Raw genomic sequence first — 21,695 nt, forward strand, 5'->3', positions numbered from 1 at the left:
CCTGGACGACGAGCAGGCAGCCCCTGCTTGTTAAGCTGCTGCCAGAGCGCTGAGAGACCCCGAGATGAGCAACTCAACTGGCTGAGGGAACCATTTCGGCTGGCGCCAGGGTTCCCAGTTGGCGCGAGCCACCCCGCGGCCAGTGCCGTGCGCTGGCGCGGGCTAACTGGCGCAGCAGCTGAGAAGGTGCACATCACGAGTAAAGGAGAGAGCTACCAGCTTGAGGGCTTCGGCCATTGTTGGGTAGACATGGATGAGTTCGGTGAAGTCCTCCAGGGTAGCCCCGAAGCGCAGAGCCATCGCTGCCTCGTGAATGACTTCTTCAGCATTGCGCGCGAGCAGCGAGACACCGAGCACGCGGCGGCTGGAACGCTCGATCACCATCTTGATGAGGCCGCGCCTGTCCTCTATAGCGCCGGCACGCGGCACGAGGCTCACGGGCAGCACCCGACAGGCGCAAGCGAGACCGGCAGCCTGGGCCTGGGCCTCGGTCAGCCCAACGCTGGCGAACGGGGGATCAGTGAAGAGGCAGCGCGGGATTACGCGATGATCAACAGGGCGCGCTGGCTCACCTGAGAGGGCATTGTGAGCAGCCAGCCGGCCATCGGCAGCTCCTACAGGGGTGGCAAACTGGTTGCCCCAGGCGGTGCCGATGACGTCTCCAGCGGCCCAGATGTGGGGAACGGTAGTGCGCAGCGTGGCATCAACCCGTATTGCTCCCTGGGCGTCGACCGCGACGCCGGCACGCTCCAGAGCCAGATGCTCGCTGTTGGGACGGCGTCCGGTGGCGATGAGCAAACGCTCAGCTTCCAGGGTGCGCTGTTGAGCACCGTCTTGAATGGTCACTTCCACCCCAGCAGGCCCGGCGCCAACGCGGAGGACCTGGACCTGAGTGAGCAGTTGCAGCCCTTCGGCTTGCAACTGCTCTGTGAGAGCCTGGCGTAGCTCTGGCTCCCAGCTTGAGTCGGCGAGAACCGTCGGACGGCGTACGAGCAGGGTCACGTGGGTGCCAAGGCGCAGTAGGAGCTGACCCAGCTCCAGAGCAATGGCCCCTCCGCCGATGATCAGCAGAGAGCGCGGCTGCTGGCGCAGCGAGGTCTGCCAGGGATCGTCAGGGGTGCTCAACCAGTCGCTGGTGAGATAGGGAACGTCTTGCAGACCGGGAATGGGAGGGAGATAAGGACGGGAGCCGGTAGCAATGAGAATCCGTGAGGCACGCAGCCGCTGATGGTCACCATTGGGCCGGGCAACCGCGATCTCGTGGGGCGAAAGAAAGCGGGCCTGACCCGCGAGCAGGCTCAGGCCGGGAACTTCCTCTAGCAGGCGCTCGTAGTGCTGCTGGCGGTAGGTGTAGACGAGGGCGTCTTTCTGCTCCAGAAGGGCGGCCCAGTTGACCGGCTGCTGCAGTGGCGTGAGCGCCGTAAAGCGAGGCCAGGCGCTTTCATAGTGAAGACGAGCGGCCTCTATGAGGTGCTTAGAGGGGAGACAACCGCGATTGGCACAGGTCCCCCCAATGAGACGCCCTTCGATCACGAGGGCGCTCTTGCCAAGGTCGGCGGCATGCAGGGCAGCAGCAAAGGCGGTAGAGCCGCCGCCCAGGATCAGTAAATCGGGTTCGGCGGCAGGCGCGGGCATCGTCTGGAAGCCTCTCCTTTCGGCGGCAGCAGATAGTAGAGCTGCCCAGCGACATAGTGGCTGACCTTGAGCGTGCGCTTCGCCCCCTCACGCGCGTCCCGTCCCACCACAACCTCGGTCAAGACAGCCATCTCCGCCCGCAGATCAGAGCCAGGTCCAGCCTGGTAAGGGTCGCTGGCCGCAAAACATATCTGCTTATTCGGATATCTTAATCATAGCTATGGAAGCGAGACTCTGTCAAGAGCAGAGGCAGACGCGGATGGCCTGAGCTGGCATGGCTCCCGAGACGCTTGGCCGTGGCAGGCGGGCGGCTCGCGCACCCAAGGCGATGGCGCCAGGGAACCAGGAAGAGAGCCAGCATTAGCTGAGGAGGGCAGCACTAAGGCTTGGGGATGAGGAAGAATGATCGCCCCTGGCCGATCCCAGCAGCTCACAGAGAAGGCTGCCGGCGCCCCTGAGATGTCGCCGGCAACCCTCCCCAGCGCATTTACTCGGCGTCGAAGGTGTCAGGGTCGGGGCCTAGACGCACCCCGGTATCAAGAGCCGAGATGGCGGCCATGTCCTCCTGGCTCAGCTCGAAATCGAAGATCTCGCGGTTCTCCCTGATGCGCTCAGGGCGCACCGACTTAGGGATAGCCACCAAACCAAGCTGCATGTGCCAGCGCAGCACAATTTGCGCCGGAGTCTTGCCATATTTGGCCGCCAATTGCGTGAGCAGCGGCATATTCAGCAGCGTGTCTTTGCTGCGCTGCCCACCCAACGGGAACCAGGATTCGACTTGAATCCCATGCGCCCGAGCATAATTCCGGGTTTCTTCCTGGGTGAACGTGGGATGAAGCTCAATCTGAAGAACCGCCGGAACTATCTCGCTCTCCTGCAGGAGGCGCTCAAGATGGGCCGGCTTGAAATTGCTGACCCCAATTGCCCGCACTTTCCCATCTTTGTAGGCCCGCTCTAAGGCCTTCCAGGTCTGGACAGTCAACCCCTTCATAGGGAGCGGCCAGTGAATCAGATAGAGGTCCAGGTAATCAAGCCCCAGCTTTTTGAGGCTTGTCTCTAAGCCCTTGAGGGCCTGGTCATAACCGTGATCCGAATTCCAGAGCTTGCTAGTAATAAACAGCTCTTCGCGCGGCAGCCCACTCCGGCGAATCGCCTCCCCAACCTCCTCTTCGTTGTGATAAGCGGCGGCCGTATCAATGAGGCGATAGCCGTTTTCGAAGGCAGCAAGCACACTGTCGATCGTCTGCTCTTTTGGCGTCAAGAAGACTCCGAGTCCAAGCTGCGGCATGTGCACGCCATTGTTGAGAGTCACCCAGGGAATATCGGCATGCATCTGGTGCATTTGCATCGTTCTGCTGGTGCTTCCTCCTCTCTTTAGCTGTTTCCGTACTCGTAGACAGTGGTGATGGTCAGGGATACAGCTCGCGGGCGTTCCAGTCAGGGAGTATAACCAGTCGGCAGCCGCCAGCGATAGGAAGATCCTCGCAAGACATTGGCGGATTCTCTTCAAATCAGAGCAGGCCGATCCGTTCTCAGCCGCGACCTGCTTGCTGCTCTCATTCAGTCGCGCCGCTATCTCAGCCGCCACGCTTCCGCTTCCTGTGTTCTTTAGAGGCAAGCGCGCCCAGAAAAGCCGAACAGCCGCCAGTGCTATCACCGAAGCCAGAACAGAGAGAAGAGGGGAGCAAGCGAGATCAGTAAGCCGGTCAGGAAGAGGGACCCTGACCAAGACAGTAACGGGCAAACATAAGCCCAGGGCAGGCGAGGGAAAGGCCCGCCTGCCTGCACATGCCTATTGTCGCAGCCGGCCCACTCAGCGCCCTGGCGCTCTAGACGTTGCTCCTCACCTATCGAGCGAGTGGCCCGCGGCGCGGGGGTCCACAGGACTCGCGAATGACCAGCGAGGTGGCCAGCTCGACATGATGCGTCTCCAGGGGCTGGCCAGCGATCAAGCGCAGCAGCATCTCTGCTGCCATGCGTCCCATTTCCTCCAGAGGCTGGCGGATCGTCGTCAGCGGCGGGGCCATATGGGCAGCATAGGTCACATCATCGAAGCCGATGACGCTCATCTCCTCGGGAATACGAATACGCCGCCGGTAGAGCGCCTGATAGACGCCCGCCGCCTGGGCATCATTGCCCGCAAAGATAGCAGTTGGCGGGTCCGGCAGGTCAAGCAGGGCCTCGGTCTGACGAAGGCCATCGCCAAGCAGATAGCTGCCCTCACAGATCAGGGCCGGATCAACAGGAATACCGGCCTGCTCCAGCGCCTCGCGATAGCCCGCCAGGCGCGCACGTGAGGTCGTCAGATGCAGGGGGCCAGTGATAATGCCAATGCGTCGGTGGCCCAGCGAAAGCAGATATTCGGTGGCCGTATAGCCGCCGAGCCAGATGGTCGACCCGATCGTCGGAAAGGCCGTCGTTGGCTCATTGCGATCGCCAATAGCCACAAAAGGAATCCCCTGCTCTAGCAGCGTTTCCGCGATGCCGACGCGCTCATAGGGGAGCAAGAGCAGCACGCCATCGCTAGACTGATCGAGCAGGCGCCGCAGCCAGAGCCGTTCGGTGGCCTCGTCCTCGTTGGTCGCGAAGACCACCAGCCGATAGCCACTCTGCTCAAGCACCTCTTGCACACCTTGCATGATGCCGAGATCGTAGCCGCCTTCCAGGCGCATCAGCACCAGATCGATCAAGCCGCTGCGTCCCTGGCGCAGATGACGTGCAGCGTGGTTCTGGACGTAGTCGCTCTGCTCGATCAGACGCTGGATGCGGGCCCGCGTCTTCTCGCCGACGCCGGGTCGGTGATTGAGGACCTTGGAGACGGTTGTTGTAGAGACGCCAGCGCGCCTGGCGATCTCCACCATGGTTAAGCGCTTTGGTCGTTTTGGTTCCAGTGGCAACCCCTCCCCTGACCTGCTAAGGTAAACGATAACTCTAACGAAGTTACTTCAATGGTACCATGCCTTCCGGGCTGTGTCAACGCGCCGACTACGTAAGGCGCAGGATGTCATGAGCAGTGCTCAGTCCCTGATCAAAGGTCTTACCGGCCCTGATGGCCCTGATTGAAAAAGAAAACGAGTACCCGCTTTCCCCCTTGACAATCCCCTTTTTCTATGCTACCTTCTTCCTCAGAATGTAGAGTAAACGTTAACCTTACGACCGCAGCGGCTCACACTCGCTCGTCAGCGTCTGACGAGAGCCAACGCTTGCCACCGTTTGCCAACGACAGTTCTGCTGAAGGAGGTTGCTCAGCTATGGCGCTCGTTGCCTCTCCCCGCTTGCTTCATCTATCGTAAGTGAGCCATCCTCTTCCGCGCCTCGCTCTCGCTTCTGACTCCCGCTTCTTTCCCAGGCAGACCAGCGCGGCCAGGCGCAGCATGTAGCAGTCCTTTTGGCTATGGCCGGGATTACCGTCATGCCATGAGCAGCGCCGGCTTTTATTCAGACATCCGTATGGCATGACGTAGGGATATTCTGTCTATTTTATAAGGAGGTCATCCTATGGGCACGCAAGGCACAGGCTCCCAGCTGAATCGTCGCCGCTTCTTGCGGCGTACGTTCGAGTTGAGCGCCGGAGTGGTTGGCCTGGAGCTGCTGGCTGCCTGCGGCGGCGGCAGCAGCTCAACCACGACTGTGACCGCCACCGTCAACACCCTCCCGCCGTCGACCAACCCTGGCGCGGTCTATGTCTTCAATCAGGTTGTCAAAGATTTTGAGCAAGCCCACCCCCATGAGCACATTGTCGGCAAAAACGACCCCTATGATCCCACAACCTACTTTGCCAAACTGGCCGCCGGCCAGCTAGAGGACGGCATTCAAAGCTATTTTACGGAGCCGCCTCTGCTCATCGCCCGGCATGCTGTCGCCGACATTACCAATCTGGCCAGGAGCTGGCCCTCCTTCAAGGACTACATTCCAAGCATTGCCTCCATTGTGACGCGCGGCGATCGTGTCTACGGTATCCCAGTGAATGGCTATGTACTTGGCATCTTTTACAATCGCAAGCTGTTCCAGGGGGCTGGCCTTGATCCCGATAAGCCTCCCACGACCTGGGAGGAGTTCCGTGGCTACGCCAAACAGCTCACCAGTTCGAAGGTAGCCGGCTTTGCTGAAACCAGTACGGCCAACCAGGGTGGCTGGCACTTTACCAACTGGATGTACACCGCTGGCGGCGATCTAGAGTCTGCCGATGGCACCAAGGCGGTTTTCAACAGCCCCCAGGGGGTCAGTGTGCTGAATTTCCTGAAAGCTATGCGCTTCACCGATCGCTCGATGACGCAGCAGCAGCTCTTGACGCAGGCCGATACGTTGCAGTTGCTGGCGACCGGCAAGGTGGCGATGGTGGTGATGGCCCCGGACCAGCTTAATGCGCTGCAGGCTCAGTATCAGGCCAATTTGAAGGATTTCGGGATTGGTCCGATGCCTCAGAACGGTGGCAATGCGGCCCTGACTGGCGGCAATCTCTGGGTCTTTAATCCGAAGTCAGCCCCCGAGGTGATCAAGGCGGCCTTCGACTACGTGATCTATTCCAATTTCAATCTGGAGGTCGTTGAGCGGAGCCTGGCTCAGCAGGCCGCCGCCGGCCAGGCTGTGGGTGCGCCGACCGCGGTGCTCTTCCAGGGGAGCTTTCAGGAGCAGCTATCGGCCCTCTATCGCAAATATGCAACGGTCCCCTTGGAAAACTATACCTCTTTCATGAATGCCGAGCTGCAGCTCCGCCCGGAGCCACGCAATCAGACCCAGAAGATGTACGCGACGCTCGACCCGGTGATGCAGGCAATTCTGACTGATCCAAAGGCTGACCCGGAGACGCTGCTCAACCAGGCCGCGCACCAGTTCCAGCAGATTCTTGACCAGTCGGCTTCGTCGTAGACGCGCGTGATTCATCCGTCAGTCCGTGTGGCCGTGTGCAGAGCGTAGAGCAGAGAGCGCGGTTGCGGCCTCAGCCGCAGGCTCCCTCTGCGCGCACACGGCCCTGTGAAGGGGTGCAGCATGTCGCTTTCTTCTTCATCTTCGTCATCGCCGCTCTCGTCGGCTCCTGCCTCGGTCCCGGCCTCTGCGCCTTGCGAGTCAGCCATTCTGACCCGGCCTGCGAGGCGCGCGGTTCCCAGTGAGGGCCGCTGCTCGCCGCGGCTTCGGGCGCTGCGGCAGCAGGCACAGGGTTACCTCTTTTTGCTGCCAGCCCTGGTGATTTTCGCTCTGTTTGTCTGGTACCCGGTGGTGTTGGGCTTCCTGATGAGCTTTCAGAGTGTCGATATGATTAATCCCGCAAGCTGGGTAGGATGGGCCAACTATCGCCGGGTGCTCGCCGACCCCCTCTTTGCTCTGGCCTGGCGCAATACGCTGGCCTTTACTGGCTATGCCTTGCTCTTTGGTTACCTGGTGCCTTTGGTGCTGGCTCTGGCGATCAACGAGATGCGCCACGGCAAGAGCTATTTTCGTCTGGCCTTCTATCTGCCAGTGATGTTGCCGCCGATCGTGACGGTCTTTCTGTGGCGCTGGATGTATGACCCCGACTCGGGCCTGCTGAACGCCCTGCTGAGCCTGGTTCATCTGCCAGGTCGGCTCTGGCTGGAAGATCCGCAGACCGCGCTGCCTTGTCTGGTGGTGGTGGCTACCTGGAGCGCTGCCGGCTCGACGATGTTGATCTACCTGGCCGCCCTTCAGGGGGTGCCGGCCTCGCTTTATGAGGCGGCGGAGATCGATGGCGCCGGTTTCTGGCGCCGCCTCTGGCATGTGACGCTGCCCTGCATTCGTCCTATTATGCTGCTGATGCTGGTCCTGCAGATCATCGCGACCATGCAGGTCTTTATCGAGCCATTCACGATCACTGGCGGCGGCCCCCAGCATGCCACACTAAGCGTTCTGCTGCTGATCTATACCTATGCTTTCCAGAATGCGGATTTCGGCGAGGCGAGCGCTCTGAGCGTGTTGTTGTTCCTGGTGCTGGCAGCTTTCGCTCTCGTCTATATGCGGATGACAAGCCGCCTGCTACAAGGAGACTGACTATGGAGATGGAGCGCATTGACGCACTGCATGGGCTAGATGAACAGGAGCCGCTGGCGGTCGGTGGACGCCGCTGGCTAGCTTGGCGCCGCCGCTTCGGCGGGCGCCGCTCTTCGGCAGATACGCTGGTCAGCAGCGAGCGCACGCTCATTTCTCCTTTGATGCTCCGGCGCCCGCTGGTGCGCGTGCTCTACTGGGGGATCTTCTCGCTGCTGCTGGTGGCTACCTTGACCACTCTTGGCCCGCTCTATTGGATGGTGAGCGGGGCGCTGAAATCAAATGTGGAGATCTTTCAGACGCCACCAACGTTCTGGCCGGCTCATCCTCAGTGGAGCAACTATAGCAATGCCTGGCGGATTCTGCAGTTGCCGCTCTACCTGGGGAACTCATTGATCCTGGCTGCCGGGGCAGTGGTCTTGCAGTTGCTGGTCTCAGCGACGGCAGCCTACGCTCTCTCTAAGCTGCGCCTGTGGGGTAAGCAGGCGATCCAGTTCGCTTTCTTCGCAACTTTGATGGTGCCTTCGGTCGTTTATCTGATTCCCCAGTTCGTCAATATCAGCGACCTGCCGTTGATCCATGTGTCGCTGATCAATACCTGGGCCGGGGTCTGGCTGCCGGAAGCGGCCAATGCCTTCAATATTCTGGTGCTGAAGAGCTTCTTTGATACGATCCCCAGCGAGTTGATTGACGCGGCCCGCCTGGATGGGGCCAGTAGCTGGCAGGTCTTTACGCGCATCGTACTGCCGCTCTCGCGTCCGGCCCTGGCGGTGATTACGATCTTTACGGTAATCGCTTCCTGGAAAGATTTTCTCTGGCCGCTGCTGGTGCTCTCGAACAGCAATCTGCAGCCGCTGCTGGTAGCGCTGTATCACGAGTCGAGTCTGAACGCCAATTTGCCTTTTAGCTACCTGATGGCCGGCCTGGTCTTCGCCAGCATCCCCCCCATCGTGCTTTTCTTGCTCTTCCAGCGCCAGATCATTCGGGGCGTTAATCTGACCGGTCTGAAGGGCTAGATCAGGAGGGAGGACCGCCGGGAAGGGTGGTCTTTTTCGCTCCTTCTGCCTGCCTCTGGTGGAAGGCAGGTGTGTGCTCTCTCTTTTTCTACCAGGGAACGGGGCTGTTAACAAGAAAGGAGGTATCTGATGCAGGATGTACAGCGGCGAGCAAGCGCCTTGCTCCGCTGCGGCAGGAGCCGCCGGCTGGCCCTGTTGCTGACTACCCTGGCGCTGGTGCTGGGCAGTTTGGGCCTGGTGCTGACGCTGCCACACCTGACGGGGACGGCCCGGGCCAGCAGCGCGGCGGTGACCGGTGGCGCCGGGGCAACGCTCCCTTATGTGGAGATGGAGGCCCATCAGGCAACTACCAACGGTAGTATTCTGGGACCCGATTTTACGCTCGGCAGCCTGGCCTCCGATGCTGTCGATCGTCAGGCAGTGCTGCTGACCAGTGGTCAATATGTGCAGTTTACCTTAACGCAGCCCGCCAATGCGCTGAATCTGCGCTACAGTATTCCCGATTCGGCCAGCGGCGGCGGGATTTCTGCGACGCTGAGCATCTATATCAATGGGGTGAAGCAGCCGCAGGAGTTGCAGTTGACCTCGAAATATAGCTGGCTCTACGGGCAGCCGAATTTCTCGAACTGCAATGCGAATGACTGGAACGATACGCCCGGCGGTACAGCGCATCATCAGTTCGATGAGGTGCATGTCCTGCTGCCGCAGATGAGCGCGGGGACAACGGTGAAACTGCAAGTTGATCCCGAGAACACGGCTCCCTGGTACGCTATCGATGTGGCCGACTTTGAGCAGGTGCCCGCGCCTCTGACGCAGCCTGCCGGCTCGCTCTCGGTAACTGCTCCGCCCTACAATGCCGATCCGACGGGCAAGGTCGATGCGACGAGCGCCATTCAGCAGGCTGTGAGTGACGCCTCGGCCCAGGGCAAGACGGTTTGGCTGCCCAGGGGCACCTATCTGGTGACCAGCCATATCCTGGTCGACAATGTGACTATGACCGGTGCTGGTCCCTGGTATACGGTGCTGACGGGTGCCCCCGTCGGGAGCAACGGCACCGGCGTTGGCGTCTACGGCTATGACGCTTACGATGGACGCACCAGCTCCAATGTGACACTGTCGAATTTCGCAATCGAGGGACAGATTACGAATCGCGTCGACTGCCTCCAGGACAACGGCATCGGCGGCACACTGAATAACTCGACGATCTCGAACATTTGGATCGAACACACTAAGGTCGGTATGTGGTTTGATGGCCCGTTGAGTGGCCTCAAGATTACCGGTTGCCGCATCGATAGTGTGCTGGCCGACGGCATCAACTTTCACCGTAACGTGACCAACTCTAGTGTGACGCAGACTATCGTCCGCGGTACGGGCGATGATGGCTTGGCCATGTGGTCGGCTACCGATAACGTGCCCGCCACTGGCGATAGTAACAATACCTTTGATCACAATACGGTACAGTCTCCGTACCTGGCCAACGGGATTGCGATCTACGGCGGCAATGGCAATAGTGTGACCAACAACCTGGTGACCGGCTCGCAGTATCGCGGTGGCGGCATCATGATCGATTATGAGGACTTCGGGAATGCTACCGCTCCCTTTGCCGGGACGACGACGGTGAGCAATGATACGATCCGGCAGACGGCGGGCATCGGCGACCAGGGCATTCAGCAGTTTGGTGCTCTGATGTTCTGGGCCGATAGCGGAGCAATGAACGCGACGTTCACGGTCTCGAATGTGGAGATCGATAACAGCCAGTATATGGCGATCTCGTTCGATGGTGGCAACCCCATCAGTACCGTGAACATGAATGGAGTCAATATCAACGGTGCTGAGTTCGCCTTTTCGAACAAGGTGAGCCAGATTACGGGTTCGGCAAGCAACGTCACAGCCAGTGGGTTGACGGTGGCCAGTATCCAGAGCTGCGAGAGCGCTAGCTCTTGGAATATCACGCTGGGCAGCGGTAACTCCGGCTGGAGCCCCAGCTCCCAGGTCTGTGGCTTCCCAACGGGGACGCCGACCCCAGCGCCTTCGCCAACGGCCCCGCTACCGACACCGACCCCCTCGCCGACCCCTTCGCCGCAGCCCGCGCCGACAGGGACGCTGGTACTGGCCATCAATGCCGGTGGCAGTGCGGCAGGCAACTTTGTGGCCGATACCGATTATGACCAGGGCAATCAGTATAGCGATAGCTCGACGGCCATTAATACCAGTCGTGTAGCCGAGACCATTCCACAGGCGGTCTGGCAGTCCTGCCGCTGGAACAGCTCCTTTACCTATACCATCGGTGGCCTGCGCGCGGGCAGCAGCTATACAGTGGCTCTCGATTGGGCTGAGCTGACCTGGACGGCTGCCGGCCAGCGCCTTTTCAATGTGGCCATCAACGGAACGACGGTGCTGAGTCGTTTCGATGTCTACGCTACGGCGGGCTACAAGACCGCTCTGCAGAAACAGTTTACGGTGACGGCCACGAGCAGCGGCCAGATCGTGATCGCTTTCACTCAGGGCGGGGCTGATAATCCCTTCATCAGCGGTATCGAGATCTGGCAGTCCGCGGGCGGCACGGCGACGCCGACCCCAACGGTGACGGTGACGCCGACGAGCACGCCGACACCTACCCCTGCCCCTTCGGGAACGCTGGTGCTGGCCATCAATGCTGGTGGCGGCGCGGCGGGCAATTTTGTCGCCGACACCGACTACAATCAGGGCAACCAGTACAGCGATACCTCGACGGCGATCAATACCAGCGGGGTGAGCAATCCCGCCCCGCAGGCGGTCTGGCAGTCCTGCCGCTGGAATAGCTCCTTTACCTATACGATCCCTGGTCTGACGGCGGGCACAATCTACGTGGTGAAACTGGACTGGGCCGAGTTGTCCTTCCAGGCGCCCGGCCAGCGCGTCTTTAACGTGACGATTAACGGCAGCCCGGCCCTGATCAATTTCGATGTCTATGCCACAGCGGGCTACAAGACCGCTCTGCAGCGCCAGTTCAATGTGGCGGCTAATAGCAGCGGCCAGATCGTGATCGCCTTCACGCAGGGGACGGCGAAGGCCGATAATCCGTTCATCAGCGGTATCGAGATCTGGAAGCCAGCCAGCTCGCCGACGCCGCCACCGGTGGGGACTTTGATCACCGCCATTAATGCCGGTGGAACAACGACGGGCAATTTCATGGCGGATACGGGCTATAACCAGGGCAATCAGTACAGCGATACCTCGACGGCGATCAACACCAGTGGGGTAAGCAATCCCGCTCCGCAGGCGGTCTGGCAGTCCTGCCGCTGGAACAGCTCCTTTACCTATACCCTCACCGGGCTGTTCGCCGGAGCCCGTTATACCGTGAAACTGGATTGGGCTGAGCTGACCTTCCAGGCACCCGGCCAGCGCGTCTTTAATGTGGCGATCAATGGGACAACGGTGCTGAGCAACTTTGATGTCTACGCTACGGCGGGCTACAAGACCGCTCTGCAGAAACAGTTTACGGTGACGGCCACGAGCAGCGGCCAGATCGTGATCGCCTTCACTCAGGGCAGCGCCGATAATCCCTTTGTCAACGGCATCGAGGTTTATCAGGCCTAGATGTCTGGATGGCAGGGATCAGCTTCAAGGCTTCGTGAATGGCCTGCGCAACTGGTTCTGGCCTGCCTGGCGCGGCCCCGCTCGGAGCGCGGAGCGCTGGCTCCGCCTTCGGGGGGGCCTGGTTTTAGTCAGTTCTCTGAACGCCGTTGCGGAGCAGCAGCGTTCAACACTTGTGCTGTAGTGAATCGAAGACTAGCGATAAAGTCTTTATTGATTGAACCAACCAGAGTGGAAAGGAACCCACGTTCATGGAGAGGGCACAGCCAGTAGCCACCAATGCTCACCTAAGCGCCGCCTGGCCAGATGGCTATCAAGCCCTGGGTCAGGCGCAGATCTGCCAGCGGGACGCCACCAGCCTTTGCCTGCGCAGCGGCCCGGCCACTGTCGAGGTGACGGCCCTCGCGCCTGACCTCTTCCGCGTCGGTCTTTTTCTGCATGGCCGTCCCCGCTGCTACGAATCGCCGGCGGTGGTCGAACAGGAGTGGCAGCTTGACCAAGTAACCATTAGCGGACCGGAGGCGGGACGGGTGAGCATGGCCACAACGCTCGCGACGGCGCACCTCTCTCTTGACCCTCTGCGCATCAGTTTCTCTGATCGGCACGGGCGGGTCTTTGCCGCTGATGATCCCGAGTTTGGCATGGGCTGGTTCGAACAGCCCGTTGAGGATGCGCCTCTGGCCCTGGCTAATGTGGTGGGGACGCTCGGCTTGCCGCTGCGTGTCTATAAGCAGCACCTGCCCGAGGAGCACTACTTTGGCTGCGGCGAGCGCTTCGGAGGCCTTGATAAGACGGGGAGCTATCAGCTCTTCTGGAATACGGACCCTCCGCCTGGGCGCAGCGTTTTCCAGAACAATCTGTACGTCTCTATCCCTTTTACGCTGGTGCTGGCCAACGGCCTCGCCTGGGGGCTGTTCGTGGACAACCCGGGGCGCGTGGCCTTCGATCTGGCCCATGAGCATCCAGGGCGTTCCTGGTTTGGGACCAGTACCGGCGACCTGATCTATTATGTGTTCTGCGGTCCAACACCACAGGCGGTGCTGGAGCGCTATACCGCTCTGACCGGACGCACCCCTCTGCCGCCACTCTGGTCGCTTGGGAACGGGCAGAGCCGTTTTAGCTATGCTTCTGCAGAAGAGCTGCGCCAGGTGGCGGCTACCTTCCGCGCGCGCGATATTCCATGCGACACGCTCTATCTGGATATCGATGCGCTCGACGGCTACCGCGTCTTCACCTGGGACCGGGAGCGCTTTCCTGATCCCTCCGGCCTCTTCTCCGAGCTGCGTTCCCAGGGCTTCCATGTGGTGAGCATTGTCGACGCCGGCATCAAGGTCGATGAGAATTACACGGTCTATATGGACGGGAAGCGGCGCGATGTCTATTGTAAAACGCCCGATTACCAGGACTATAAGAACGCAGTCTGGCCAGGCCTCTGTGTCTTTCCCGATGTGACCAACCCGGAGGTGCGCGCCTGGTGGGGGGAGCAGCATCGCCCGCTCCTCGAGGCCGGGGTAGCCGGGATCTGGACCGACATGAATGAGCCGGCAGTCTTTATTCCCGTACATGGGACGCTGCCCCCCGAGACGATTCACCCCGGCGGTGGGGTCCCGCGTCTGCACCTCGAGATTCACAACGCTTATGGCTCGCTCCTGGTCCAGGCGACGCGCGAGGGGCTGCAACGCCTGCGCCCGGGTGAGCGCCCGTTTGTGATTTCGCGCGCCGGCTACGCCGGCATTCAGCGCCATGCCTTGATTTGGACCGGCGATAACGCCTCAACATGGGAAGACCTGGCCCAGAGCGTGCCGCAACTGCTCAATCTGGGCCTCTCTGGCGTAAGCTGGTGCGGCAGCGATATCGGCGGCTTCTACGGCGATTGTAGCGGCGAGCTGCTGGCTCGCTGGACAGAGTTCGGGATCTTTCAGGCCTTTTGCCGTAACCACTCGGAGAAACAGACGCGCCGTCAAGAGCCGTGGGTTTTTGGTGAGCCGTACGAGTCGGTCTGTCGCGCGATGCTCAAGCTACGGCAGCGCCTGCTGCCCTATCTGTATACGCTTTTCGAGGAATGCCACCGCACTGGCGCGCCGGTGCTGCGCCCGCTCTTCTGGATCGCGCCAACGGACCCAGCCGCCTGGGCTTACGACGATGAGGCCCTCTGCGGCGATGCCCTGCTCATAGCCCCTGTGACTCGTCCTGCTGTCAGTCACCGCCATGTCTATCTGCCCGCCGGCACCTGGTTCCACTTCTGGAGCGGCCAGCGCTTCAGCGGTCCGGCCCACGTCGTGGCCTATGCCCCCCTTGGGCAACCCGCGATCTATGTGCGCGCCAATACAGCCGTGCCACTTTGGCCCGAGATGAATTTTGTGGGAGAACTGCCACCTGACCCGCTGACGCTGCTCCTCTATCCAGCCGAAGGAAGAGGCACAAGCAACCTCTATGAGGATGCCGGCGATGGCTACGGCTATCAGCAGGGGGAGTATGCTCGCCGGAGCATTAGCTGCGAGGTCGAGGGCGACGAGATCCGCCTGTTCATCGGTCCGCGAGAAGGCCACTTTGTGCCGCAGCGCCAGCGCATCGTGTTAGAGCTACGCGCTCTTGAGCGGACGCCGCGTAGCGTTGAATGGAGCAGCGACAACGGTGCCCCCGCCAGCCCGGTCGAGTGGTCCTATGACCAGGAAGAAAGCCGCCTACTGGTGACACTGCGCGAGCAGGCCGAGGCTCAAGAGATTAGCATCCGCCTGGCAGCGAAGGCTACTGAGACAGCCCTCAATCCCAGGCGCGAGCACAGAGCTGAGGGACCTGCCGATCGGTTTTGAGCTGCCGGGAAGCTGGTGACCTTCCTGGCTAACCGAGTGCCTCGCCCTGTTGACTGAGCAGTCAGCTAGCTGCTCGCTCGGGCAATTAGTGCGGGCCGACTAGCATTTTCGCTGGTGTCTGATCAGCCCCTTCCTCGCTATGGCCAGAGCAACAAAAGAAGAGTGTTGGCTTTTATGCTAACACTCTTCTTTTGTTTGTCTTTTCAAGCATTGTTCCAGGATTCCGACGCTTTAGCGGAATCCGCTCACTACTCTTCTGGATAAGAGCGTGCTGCCGCTGAGGACAGCTTGGCCTGACAGCTGCAGTACAATAGCCTCATTATTCCGATAAAAATGCTAGAAACCAGCGTCTAACAGATGGGACAACAATGAATCTGATTGTGGAAGGGAAAGGCATCTTTATTAGCAAACATCAGGGGAGAATTCGCCTGGTTCGGGGGTCACAGGTCGTGGAGGAAGTGCCTCTAATCCATCTCAATCAAATTCTGGTCATTGATACTGGCATTGGGATTTCCAGCGATGTGGTGAAGCTCTACAGCGAGGAAGGGATTCCGCTCCATTTCTTAGAGAAAAATGGCATGGTGAGCGCCTCACTCTACGCTGCTGGGCTAACAGGCACGGTGCTCACCCGCCGCGCGCAGCTGCTGGCTTTCAGCACTGCCAAGGGATGCGAGCTTGCCCGGGCCTTTACCCGGGGCAAACTGGCGAATCAGATCAATCTGCTGCGCTACTTCATACGGAGCCGCAAAGACGAGCAGCCGGAGCTTTGCCAGAAGCTACACCAGTCGGCGCAAGCTATCCACGATCTGCTTGGGGAGATAGACGGCTTGCTCATCGAGAAACAGGGAATTGCGGAGCTGCGCCCTTCTTTGCTCTCGCTGGAGGGCCGAGCGGCACAGCACTACTGGACAGGTCTCAGGCATGTTCTGCCCGAGCAACTCCACTGGCCCGGACGCCAGACGCGGGGAGCCACCGACCTTTTCAACTCTCTCCTTAACTATGGCTACGGAGTGCTCTATGCCCAGATCGAGCAAGCCATTCTATTGGCAGGGCTTGATCCCTATGCCGGCTTTCTCCATGCCGATCGTCCCGGCAAACCGAGCCTGGTTCTCGATCTGATCGAGGAGTTCCGTCAGTGTACGGTTGATCGGACACTGGTCGGATTGTTGAATCGGCGCGTGCCCTTGGAACAGGATGGCGAGGGATTGCTGACCGCTGAGACGCGCCGCAAGGTGGCTGAGAAGGTGCTGGAACGCCTGAACGGCGGTAGCGAGCTGTATGAAGGGAAGCGCCAGGCTCTCCGCTTCATTCTCCAGCAGCAGGCCCGCCATCTAGCTTCCTTCCTGCGCGGCGAGCGAGAGACCTATACACCCTTTGTCGCTAGTTGGTAATCAGGTGGAGAAGAGAAGGGAAGTTTCTTCCATGCGCACACTGGTCATTTATGACATCCCTCATGACGGTACACGCACGAAGATCGCCGATGCCTGCCTCGACTATGGCTTGGAGCGCCTGCAGCAGAGCGCCTTTATCGGGGAGCTATCACTCAGTCAGCAACGGGAGCTGTTTCTCAAAATGCGTCAGCGCCTGGGACGACATGGGGCGAATATTCAGCTCTTCTCTCTTGATGAACGGGCCTGGGCTGGCCGCCGCGTGATTATCCGCGCCGAGCCGGTTTCACTCGATAAAGATCATTCAAAAGAAGACGAGGGGGACGATGGTCAGTGACGCCTGGCTCAAGCCAGGGACTTGCCCGCAGCCGCATCGACCCGGGCTTCAGGGCTGGTTGACGGCAGCCCACCGCCCAGGACAGCAGTGCACGGTGACCGGGCCGGGTTGACCCATTCCCCTGCCCGGTGAGGCGAAGCCGTTGCTGACCGTTCGGCCAGTGCCCTTGGCCTCACGAGGAGAAGTGATACATCAGGAGAGCCGAAGGTGTCAACTCCATAGAGAAAGGAGGAAGCCGCCTTCCTCCTCTGGATTCCTCCAGGGGTCCCCGGCGGCATGCCTGTATGGAAGAGAAGAGTGTCGATCATGAGGAAGAGCAAGAAATCTGCTGGCTCGATGTGACTGATTTAAAGCAGTATACCTGCTGTCCCCGTCTGATTTACTACCGCTACACCTTGCCGACGATTCGCCCGCTGACCTTTGCTATGCAGGCCGGCAAGGAGAGCCATCGGGCAGAGGCTCTGCACCATGAGGTACGCCGCAGCCTGCACCGCTACGGCCTCAGTGAGGGCGAGCGGATCTTTCACCAGCCCTTAATCTCCAGAAGGCTGGGACTTAAGGGACGCGTTGATCTGCTGATTGTGTCACCCTCGCTCACTGCCTCGGTGCGTGAGGCGACTATCGTCGAATACAAGGATTCAGAGCGGCAGACCCAGGCTCACTTTACGCTGCAGCTAGCAGCTTATGCTCTCATGGTCGAGGAAGAGCTAGGCCTTACCGTCAAGAGGGCGTTCCTGTACAGCATTCCACTGCGCCAGGCCAGGCCGGTGCCGTTGACCAGCGCGCTGCGCCGCCGCGTTGAGGCGACGGTGGACGCGATCCGCCAGAGCCTGCAGACAGAGAGCTTGCCCGCCCCCACGGCGCAGCAGCGTCGCTGCCCGCTCTGCGAGTTTCGGCGCTTCTGCAACGATGTGGTGTAGGCAGGTAGATAGGAGCGAGCGAGCGCAGCAGCAAACACCTGCCTTCCCAGGGAAAGGGCCAGAATTCCGACGATTTAGCGGAATCGCCGGGTTATACTCCTCCCAGAGCAGCAGGCCGGTTCACGTTCCGGCAGCAGGCCCCTCGGTGTCAAAGCCTCGCTTCAGACCGGATGAGACGAGACCAGAAAGGAAAGGAGATGCTGCCTTGAATATCGAGACCATGAAGCGGGTTCATCGCCTGCAGGCGATCATTCACCTGTTCGAGAGTCAGGCGCAGCGGCGCTGGCGCACTCGCGAGATTGCCGAGCGGCTGGGCATCAATGAGGACACAGCGAACAAGTACTTGAATGAGCTGCAGGTAACCGGCCTGCTGCCTATCACGAAAGAGGGCCTCTACTGGTTTTTGCCGGAAGGGGCGGTGATTCCCAGGTTGCAGCTCTCACTGAGCTATCCCGAGGCGGTGGGCCTCTATCTGGCTGGCCGCCTCCTGGCCCAGACGCGCGATGAGCGCAACTGGCATCTGACGATGGCCCTGCACAAGTTGCTAGAGGCCCTGCCCGCTCCCGTGCGCGAGCAGCAGGGGACGATTGCAGCCCTATTGTTGACGGAAGACACGGAAAGGGAAGATTTTTCAGCCATTTTTCTGGCACTGGCCTGCGGCTGGGTCCAGCACCGGCGCGTACAACTCACCTATGAGCCGCCGCGCAAGAGCCGCTTTGAGACGCTTTTCGATCCTTACCTGCTGGAGCCATCGGCCATCGGGCGGACCATCTATGTGCTCGGCTATAGTCACGCCGTGCAGGCTCTGCGTACCTTGAAGCTGGAGCGCATTCGGCACGCGAAGCTGACCAGCGAGTCGTTTGACCCTGACCCTTCTTTTAAGGCTGAGGAGCTGCTGCAACGAGCCTGGGGCGTGATGTATGGCGATGAGGAGCCGGTCAGGGTGCGCTTGCACTTCAGCAGCCAGGTAGTGAAGCGGGTGCGTGAGACGCGCTGGCATCCGTCGCAGGAAATTCGCCTGACGCGCGACGGCTGCGAGTGGACGGCCCTGATCGGCGATCTGGTCGAGATCGAACCGTGGGTTCGCGGTTGGGGTGCTGATTGCGTGGTATTAGAGCCGGAAGAGCTGCGCGCCCGGGTGATCAGCCATGTCCAACGCGCCTGCCAGCAGTATGGTTTGCAGCCTGCACCTGCCTCCGCCCACGAGCCAGGCAGGCTCAACCCGGATCTCTTCCGCCGTCCCGCACGACCAGATGAGGCATCAGATCAGAACAGAAAGGAGTGAGCCGTTTCCGTTATGAAGACTCTCTACCCTTATCAGGAGCGTGTGCTACAGGTATTGGCCCAGGGCCGCAATGTGATTCTGGTCATCCCGACCGGCGGAGGGAAAACGCTGGCCGCGCTGCTGCCTTTCCTGCAAAGCTGCGCCTTCAACGATGGAACCTTGCCCAGCAAGGCGCTTTATGTCACGCCGATGCGGGTGCTGGCAGCGCAGTTTATGGGAACCTGCCGTCAGTTGCTGGAGGAGGAGCTGAACCCTCTCTTGATTGAGCCGCTGCGCCAGCGCTATGCCCAGTTCGATCGCCCGCTGCTTAGCCTACAGACTGGCGAGTCGCCCGATGATCCTCAGTTCGAGTCGTTGATCACGGCTTGCACGATCGATCAGCTTCTGGCGAGCGCTCTCGGTGTGCCCTATAGCGTCGATGGGGCGCGTGCCAATATCAATGTCGGTCTGCTCGCCAGCGCCTACCTTATTCTGGATGAGCCGCATCTCTACCCGTTGAACCGGCAGGGTCAGAGCTGCTTTGGCGCGTTGACGACGACGATCGAGCTGTTGCGTCAGCTCAAAGATCTGACTCGCTTTATCTTCATGAGCGCAACGCTCTCCAGACCGTTGGTGGAGCAACTGGCGCACATGGTCGAGGCCGAGGTGATTGAGGCCAGCGATGCGGAGCTGGAAACGTTAGCCAGGGGACGCCAGCGCGTTTTTCGACGCGTCGCAGAGCCGCTCAGCGCTGAGCAGGTCCTGGAGCATCATCAGCGCTGCTCTCTGGTGGTCTGTAACCGTGTCGAGCGAGCCCAGGAGCTGTATCTCCAGCTCGACGAGCTGATTCAAGCGCGCGGTCAGCCTATCCGCCTGCAGTTGCTGCATAGCCGCTTTAGCGATGAGGATCGGCGCCGTCAGGGCGAGGAACTCCAGCGTTTGCTTGGTCCCGCCGCCTGGGACGAGAAGAGCGGTCGTTATCGGGGCGAGAATGTGATCGTGGTGGCGACGCAGGTGGTCGAGGTGGGGCTTGACATCTCAGTTGAGACGCTGCATAGCGAGCTATCGCCGGCTAATAGCCTGATCCAGCGTGCCGGACGCTGCGCGCGTTTTCCCTATCAGCAGGGGCAGGTCTTCATCTATCCGCTTCCCGTCGATGATCAGGGCCAACCGCAGACGCTGCCCTATGAGCCGGCCCCTTGTCAACGCACCTGGGAGGCGCTGGCCGAGTACGACGGCCAGGTAGTGCGCTTTCAAGAGGAGCGCCGCCTGCTCGACACGGTTCATTGTGAGAGCGATCTCCAGTTATTGGCGCGTTACGAGGAACAACGGCAAGAGTTGCTTGATAAGATGGTTGCCAGCTTGAGGCGACCCGATCCCAGCGTGCGCTCTACGCTGATCCGCGATGATTTGCAGGTGGCGATGCTGGTGCATGATGCGCCCGAAGAGGAGATTGTCACGGCGCCCTGGCAATGGCAGCTCTTTACGCTGCGCCCCAGTCTGCTGCAGGGCAAACACTGGCAGGCGTTGCAGGAGCGCGCCGCCGCCCTGGGCCTCGATTGGGTCTGCAAACAAGCGGTGCTTATGGATACAGGCGGCGGGACGGTGGCCCAGGGTGAGGACGATAGTCGGCGCGAACCGCTGTATACGTGGGAGCCGGTGACCAACCCGGCCCAGATCAGTACTGCGTTGGTGCTGGCCTTCCCGCAGGCGCTGGTGACCTACGATCGTGATCTCGGCCTGGTCTTCCGCGACGGACGCCTGCCGCTGCCTGCACGCTGGCAGCAGCGCCTTGAGGGTACGCGCTACCAGAGTCGACCGCTGGAGCGGCGGCGTTCAGGCGGGGCCGGTCAGACGGTCTCGCGGCAGCGCTACGAGGAGCACATTGGGGGACTGGCCAACGCCTACCACTACGGTCTCTATCACGAGTTGGCCTATGGGCTGCGCCGCCTGGAGGAGCGGATGGGATTGGCGGCAGGCACGATTGATCAGGCCATTCAGCTCGCGCTGGCGTTGCATGATCTGGGCAAGCTTGCTGAAGGCTGGCAGCGTTGGGCCCGCGCCTGGGAGCGTCTCTATCACGAGAAAAAAGGCCTGCCTTATCAGGAGCCGGCAGCCGATTATCTCTTCGCGAAGACGACCTATGACGTGCGGGCGCGCGAAGAGCGACAGTGGGAGCAGGAGCTACCGCTACGCCGTCCCAATCACGCCTGTGAGAGCGTGGCCCTGGCGCGTCGCTTTATCGGGGATTGTCTGGGGGCGACAACGCCGACCAGTCCCTATGCGCCAGTGGTGCGAGCTACCTGCTATGCTATCGCCCATCATCATACCACAGGGGCCCATGAGTATGGGGCCACCAGGCTGGCGCCAGGGGCTTTGGAGGCGGTGCGGCAGGCCCTGGAGCTGGTGCAGCGCGAGGCCGCTCCCCGGCGCGCGAATCTGCAGTTGATTGCGCCCGCGTGTGAGCAAGGCGACCTCTTCCCAGAGCATGCCACGTCGGGGAAGTTCAGTCAGCCCGCGCTGGATCTCCACAAACCCCAGTACGAAACCTGGCTGGCTTTTGTCATGACACGCGCCCTGCGCCTGGCCGACCAGCGCGCCGACGCTTATCGCTAGCAAAGCTAGCTTGTCAGTTCCCTGACCATTTTGCGGTACGCTCGCCGGAAAGGGGGACAAGAAGAGAGGTCCATACCATGCGCCAGATAGTGTACTAAATACCTGCTAAGTTAGCATTTGCTGTTCGCTC

At 60.6% G+C, this 21,695-nt stretch carries 14 protein-coding genes; 10 read left to right on the forward strand and 4 right to left on the reverse strand.

Features of this window, described 5'->3' with window-relative positions:
• Positions 1-162: 162 nt before the first annotated feature.
• From merA to AC6H1L_RS00990, 4 genes are all read right to left on the reverse strand, one after another.
• Positions 163-1,635 (reverse strand): mercury(II) reductase, encoded by a 1,473-nt coding sequence (merA, locus tag AC6H1L_RS00975; RefSeq protein ID WP_497599685.1) that lies wholly within the window; start codon positions 1,633-1,635, stop codon positions 163-165.
• Positions 1,602-1,757: a hypothetical protein gene (locus AC6H1L_RS00980; RefSeq protein WP_497599686.1), complete on the reverse strand. Its 156-nt coding sequence runs from the start codon at positions 1,755-1,757 to the stop codon at positions 1,602-1,604. The genes merA and AC6H1L_RS00980 overlap by 34 nt, the downstream gene beginning before the upstream one ends.
• 365 nt (positions 1,758-2,122) lie before the next feature.
• The gene (locus AC6H1L_RS00985; RefSeq protein ID WP_497599687.1) at positions 2,123-2,983 is read right to left on the reverse strand and encodes an aldo/keto reductase; all 861 of its coding nucleotides are present in this window, start codon (positions 2,981-2,983) and stop codon (positions 2,123-2,125) included.
• A 499-nt stretch (positions 2,984-3,482) separates the two neighbouring features.
• A complete protein-coding gene (locus AC6H1L_RS00990; protein ID WP_497599688.1) occupies positions 3,483-4,496 on the reverse strand; it encodes a LacI family DNA-binding transcriptional regulator in 1,014 nt (337 codons plus the stop codon).
• A 637-nt stretch (positions 4,497-5,133) separates the two neighbouring features.
• On the opposite strand from AC6H1L_RS00990, the gene AC6H1L_RS00995 reads away from it, so the two are divergent.
• From AC6H1L_RS00995 to cas3, 10 genes are all read left to right on the forward strand, one after another.
• Positions 5,134-6,504 carry an ABC transporter substrate-binding protein gene (locus tag AC6H1L_RS00995; protein ID WP_497599689.1) on the forward strand — a complete coding sequence of 457 codons (1,371 nt, stop codon included), beginning with the start codon at positions 5,134-5,136 and terminating at the stop codon, positions 6,502-6,504.
• 120 nt (positions 6,505-6,624) lie between these two features.
• Positions 6,625-7,638, forward strand: a complete 1,014-nt coding sequence (locus AC6H1L_RS01000) for a carbohydrate ABC transporter permease (protein ID WP_497599690.1) — start codon at positions 6,625-6,627, stop codon at positions 7,636-7,638.
• Between the two features lie 2 nt (positions 7,639-7,640).
• Positions 7,641-8,651: a carbohydrate ABC transporter permease gene (locus tag AC6H1L_RS01005; protein WP_497599691.1), complete on the forward strand. Its 1,011-nt coding sequence runs from the start codon at positions 7,641-7,643 to the stop codon at positions 8,649-8,651.
• Between the two features lie 129 nt (positions 8,652-8,780).
• A complete protein-coding gene (locus tag AC6H1L_RS01010; protein WP_497599692.1) occupies positions 8,781-12,230 on the forward strand; it encodes a malectin domain-containing carbohydrate-binding protein in 3,450 nt (1,149 codons plus the stop codon).
• A 248-nt stretch (positions 12,231-12,478) separates the two neighbouring features.
• A complete protein-coding gene (locus AC6H1L_RS01015) occupies positions 12,479-15,040 on the forward strand; it encodes a glycoside hydrolase family 31 protein (RefSeq protein ID WP_497599693.1) in 2,562 nt (853 codons plus the stop codon).
• Between the two features lie 368 nt (positions 15,041-15,408).
• A complete protein-coding gene (cas1, locus tag AC6H1L_RS01020; RefSeq protein WP_497599694.1) occupies positions 15,409-16,431 on the forward strand; it encodes a CRISPR-associated endonuclease Cas1 in 1,023 nt (340 codons plus the stop codon).
• 31 nt (positions 16,432-16,462) lie between these two features.
• Complete coding sequence (cas2, locus tag AC6H1L_RS01025) at positions 16,463-16,765, forward strand: CRISPR-associated endonuclease Cas2 (protein ID WP_497599695.1); 303 nt, start codon at positions 16,463-16,465, stop codon at positions 16,763-16,765.
• A gap of 284 nt (positions 16,766-17,049) precedes the next feature.
• On the forward strand, positions 17,050-17,685 hold the full coding sequence (cas4, locus tag AC6H1L_RS01030) for a CRISPR-associated protein Cas4 (protein WP_497599696.1): 636 nt from the start codon (positions 17,050-17,052) through the stop codon (positions 17,683-17,685).
• 205 nt (positions 17,686-17,890) lie between these two features.
• Positions 17,891-18,970 (forward strand): helix-turn-helix transcriptional regulator, encoded by a 1,080-nt coding sequence (locus AC6H1L_RS01035; RefSeq protein WP_497599697.1) that lies wholly within the window; start codon positions 17,891-17,893, stop codon positions 18,968-18,970.
• Between the two features lie 12 nt (positions 18,971-18,982).
• Entirely contained in the window at positions 18,983-21,565 is a 2,583-nt protein-coding gene (gene cas3 / locus AC6H1L_RS01040) for a CRISPR-associated helicase Cas3' (protein WP_497599698.1), read from the forward strand.
• Positions 21,566-21,695 lie beyond the last annotated feature (130 nt).

This window comes from Thermogemmatispora argillosa (genome assembly GCF_059696725.1).

Coding starts and splice junctions, on each gene's coding strand:
- merA (WP_497599685.1), bottom strand. CDS start 1,635: ATGCCCGCGCCTGCCGCCGAACCCGATTTACTGATCCTGGGCGGCGGC.
- AC6H1L_RS00985 (WP_497599687.1), bottom strand. CDS start 2,983: ATGCAAATGCACCAGATGCATGCCGATATTCCCTGGGTGACTCTCAAC.
- AC6H1L_RS00990 (WP_497599688.1), bottom strand. CDS start 4,496: ATGGTGGAGATCGCCAGGCGCGCTGGCGTCTCTACAACAACCGTCTCC.
- AC6H1L_RS00995 (WP_497599689.1), top strand. CDS start 5,134: ATGGGCACGCAAGGCACAGGCTCCCAGCTGAATCGTCGCCGCTTCTTG.
- AC6H1L_RS01000 (WP_497599690.1), top strand. CDS start 6,625: ATGTCGCTTTCTTCTTCATCTTCGTCATCGCCGCTCTCGTCGGCTCCT.
- AC6H1L_RS01005 (WP_497599691.1), top strand. CDS start 7,641: ATGGAGATGGAGCGCATTGACGCACTGCATGGGCTAGATGAACAGGAG.
- AC6H1L_RS01010 (WP_497599692.1), top strand. CDS start 8,781: ATGCAGGATGTACAGCGGCGAGCAAGCGCCTTGCTCCGCTGCGGCAGG.
- AC6H1L_RS01015 (WP_497599693.1), top strand. CDS start 12,479: ATGGAGAGGGCACAGCCAGTAGCCACCAATGCTCACCTAAGCGCCGCC.
- cas1 (WP_497599694.1), top strand. CDS start 15,409: ATGAATCTGATTGTGGAAGGGAAAGGCATCTTTATTAGCAAACATCAG.
- cas2 (WP_497599695.1), top strand. CDS start 16,463: ATGCGCACACTGGTCATTTATGACATCCCTCATGACGGTACACGCACG.
- cas4 (WP_497599696.1), top strand. CDS start 17,050: ATGGAAGAGAAGAGTGTCGATCATGAGGAAGAGCAAGAAATCTGCTGG.
- cas3 (WP_497599698.1), top strand. CDS start 18,983: ATGAAGACTCTCTACCCTTATCAGGAGCGTGTGCTACAGGTATTGGCC.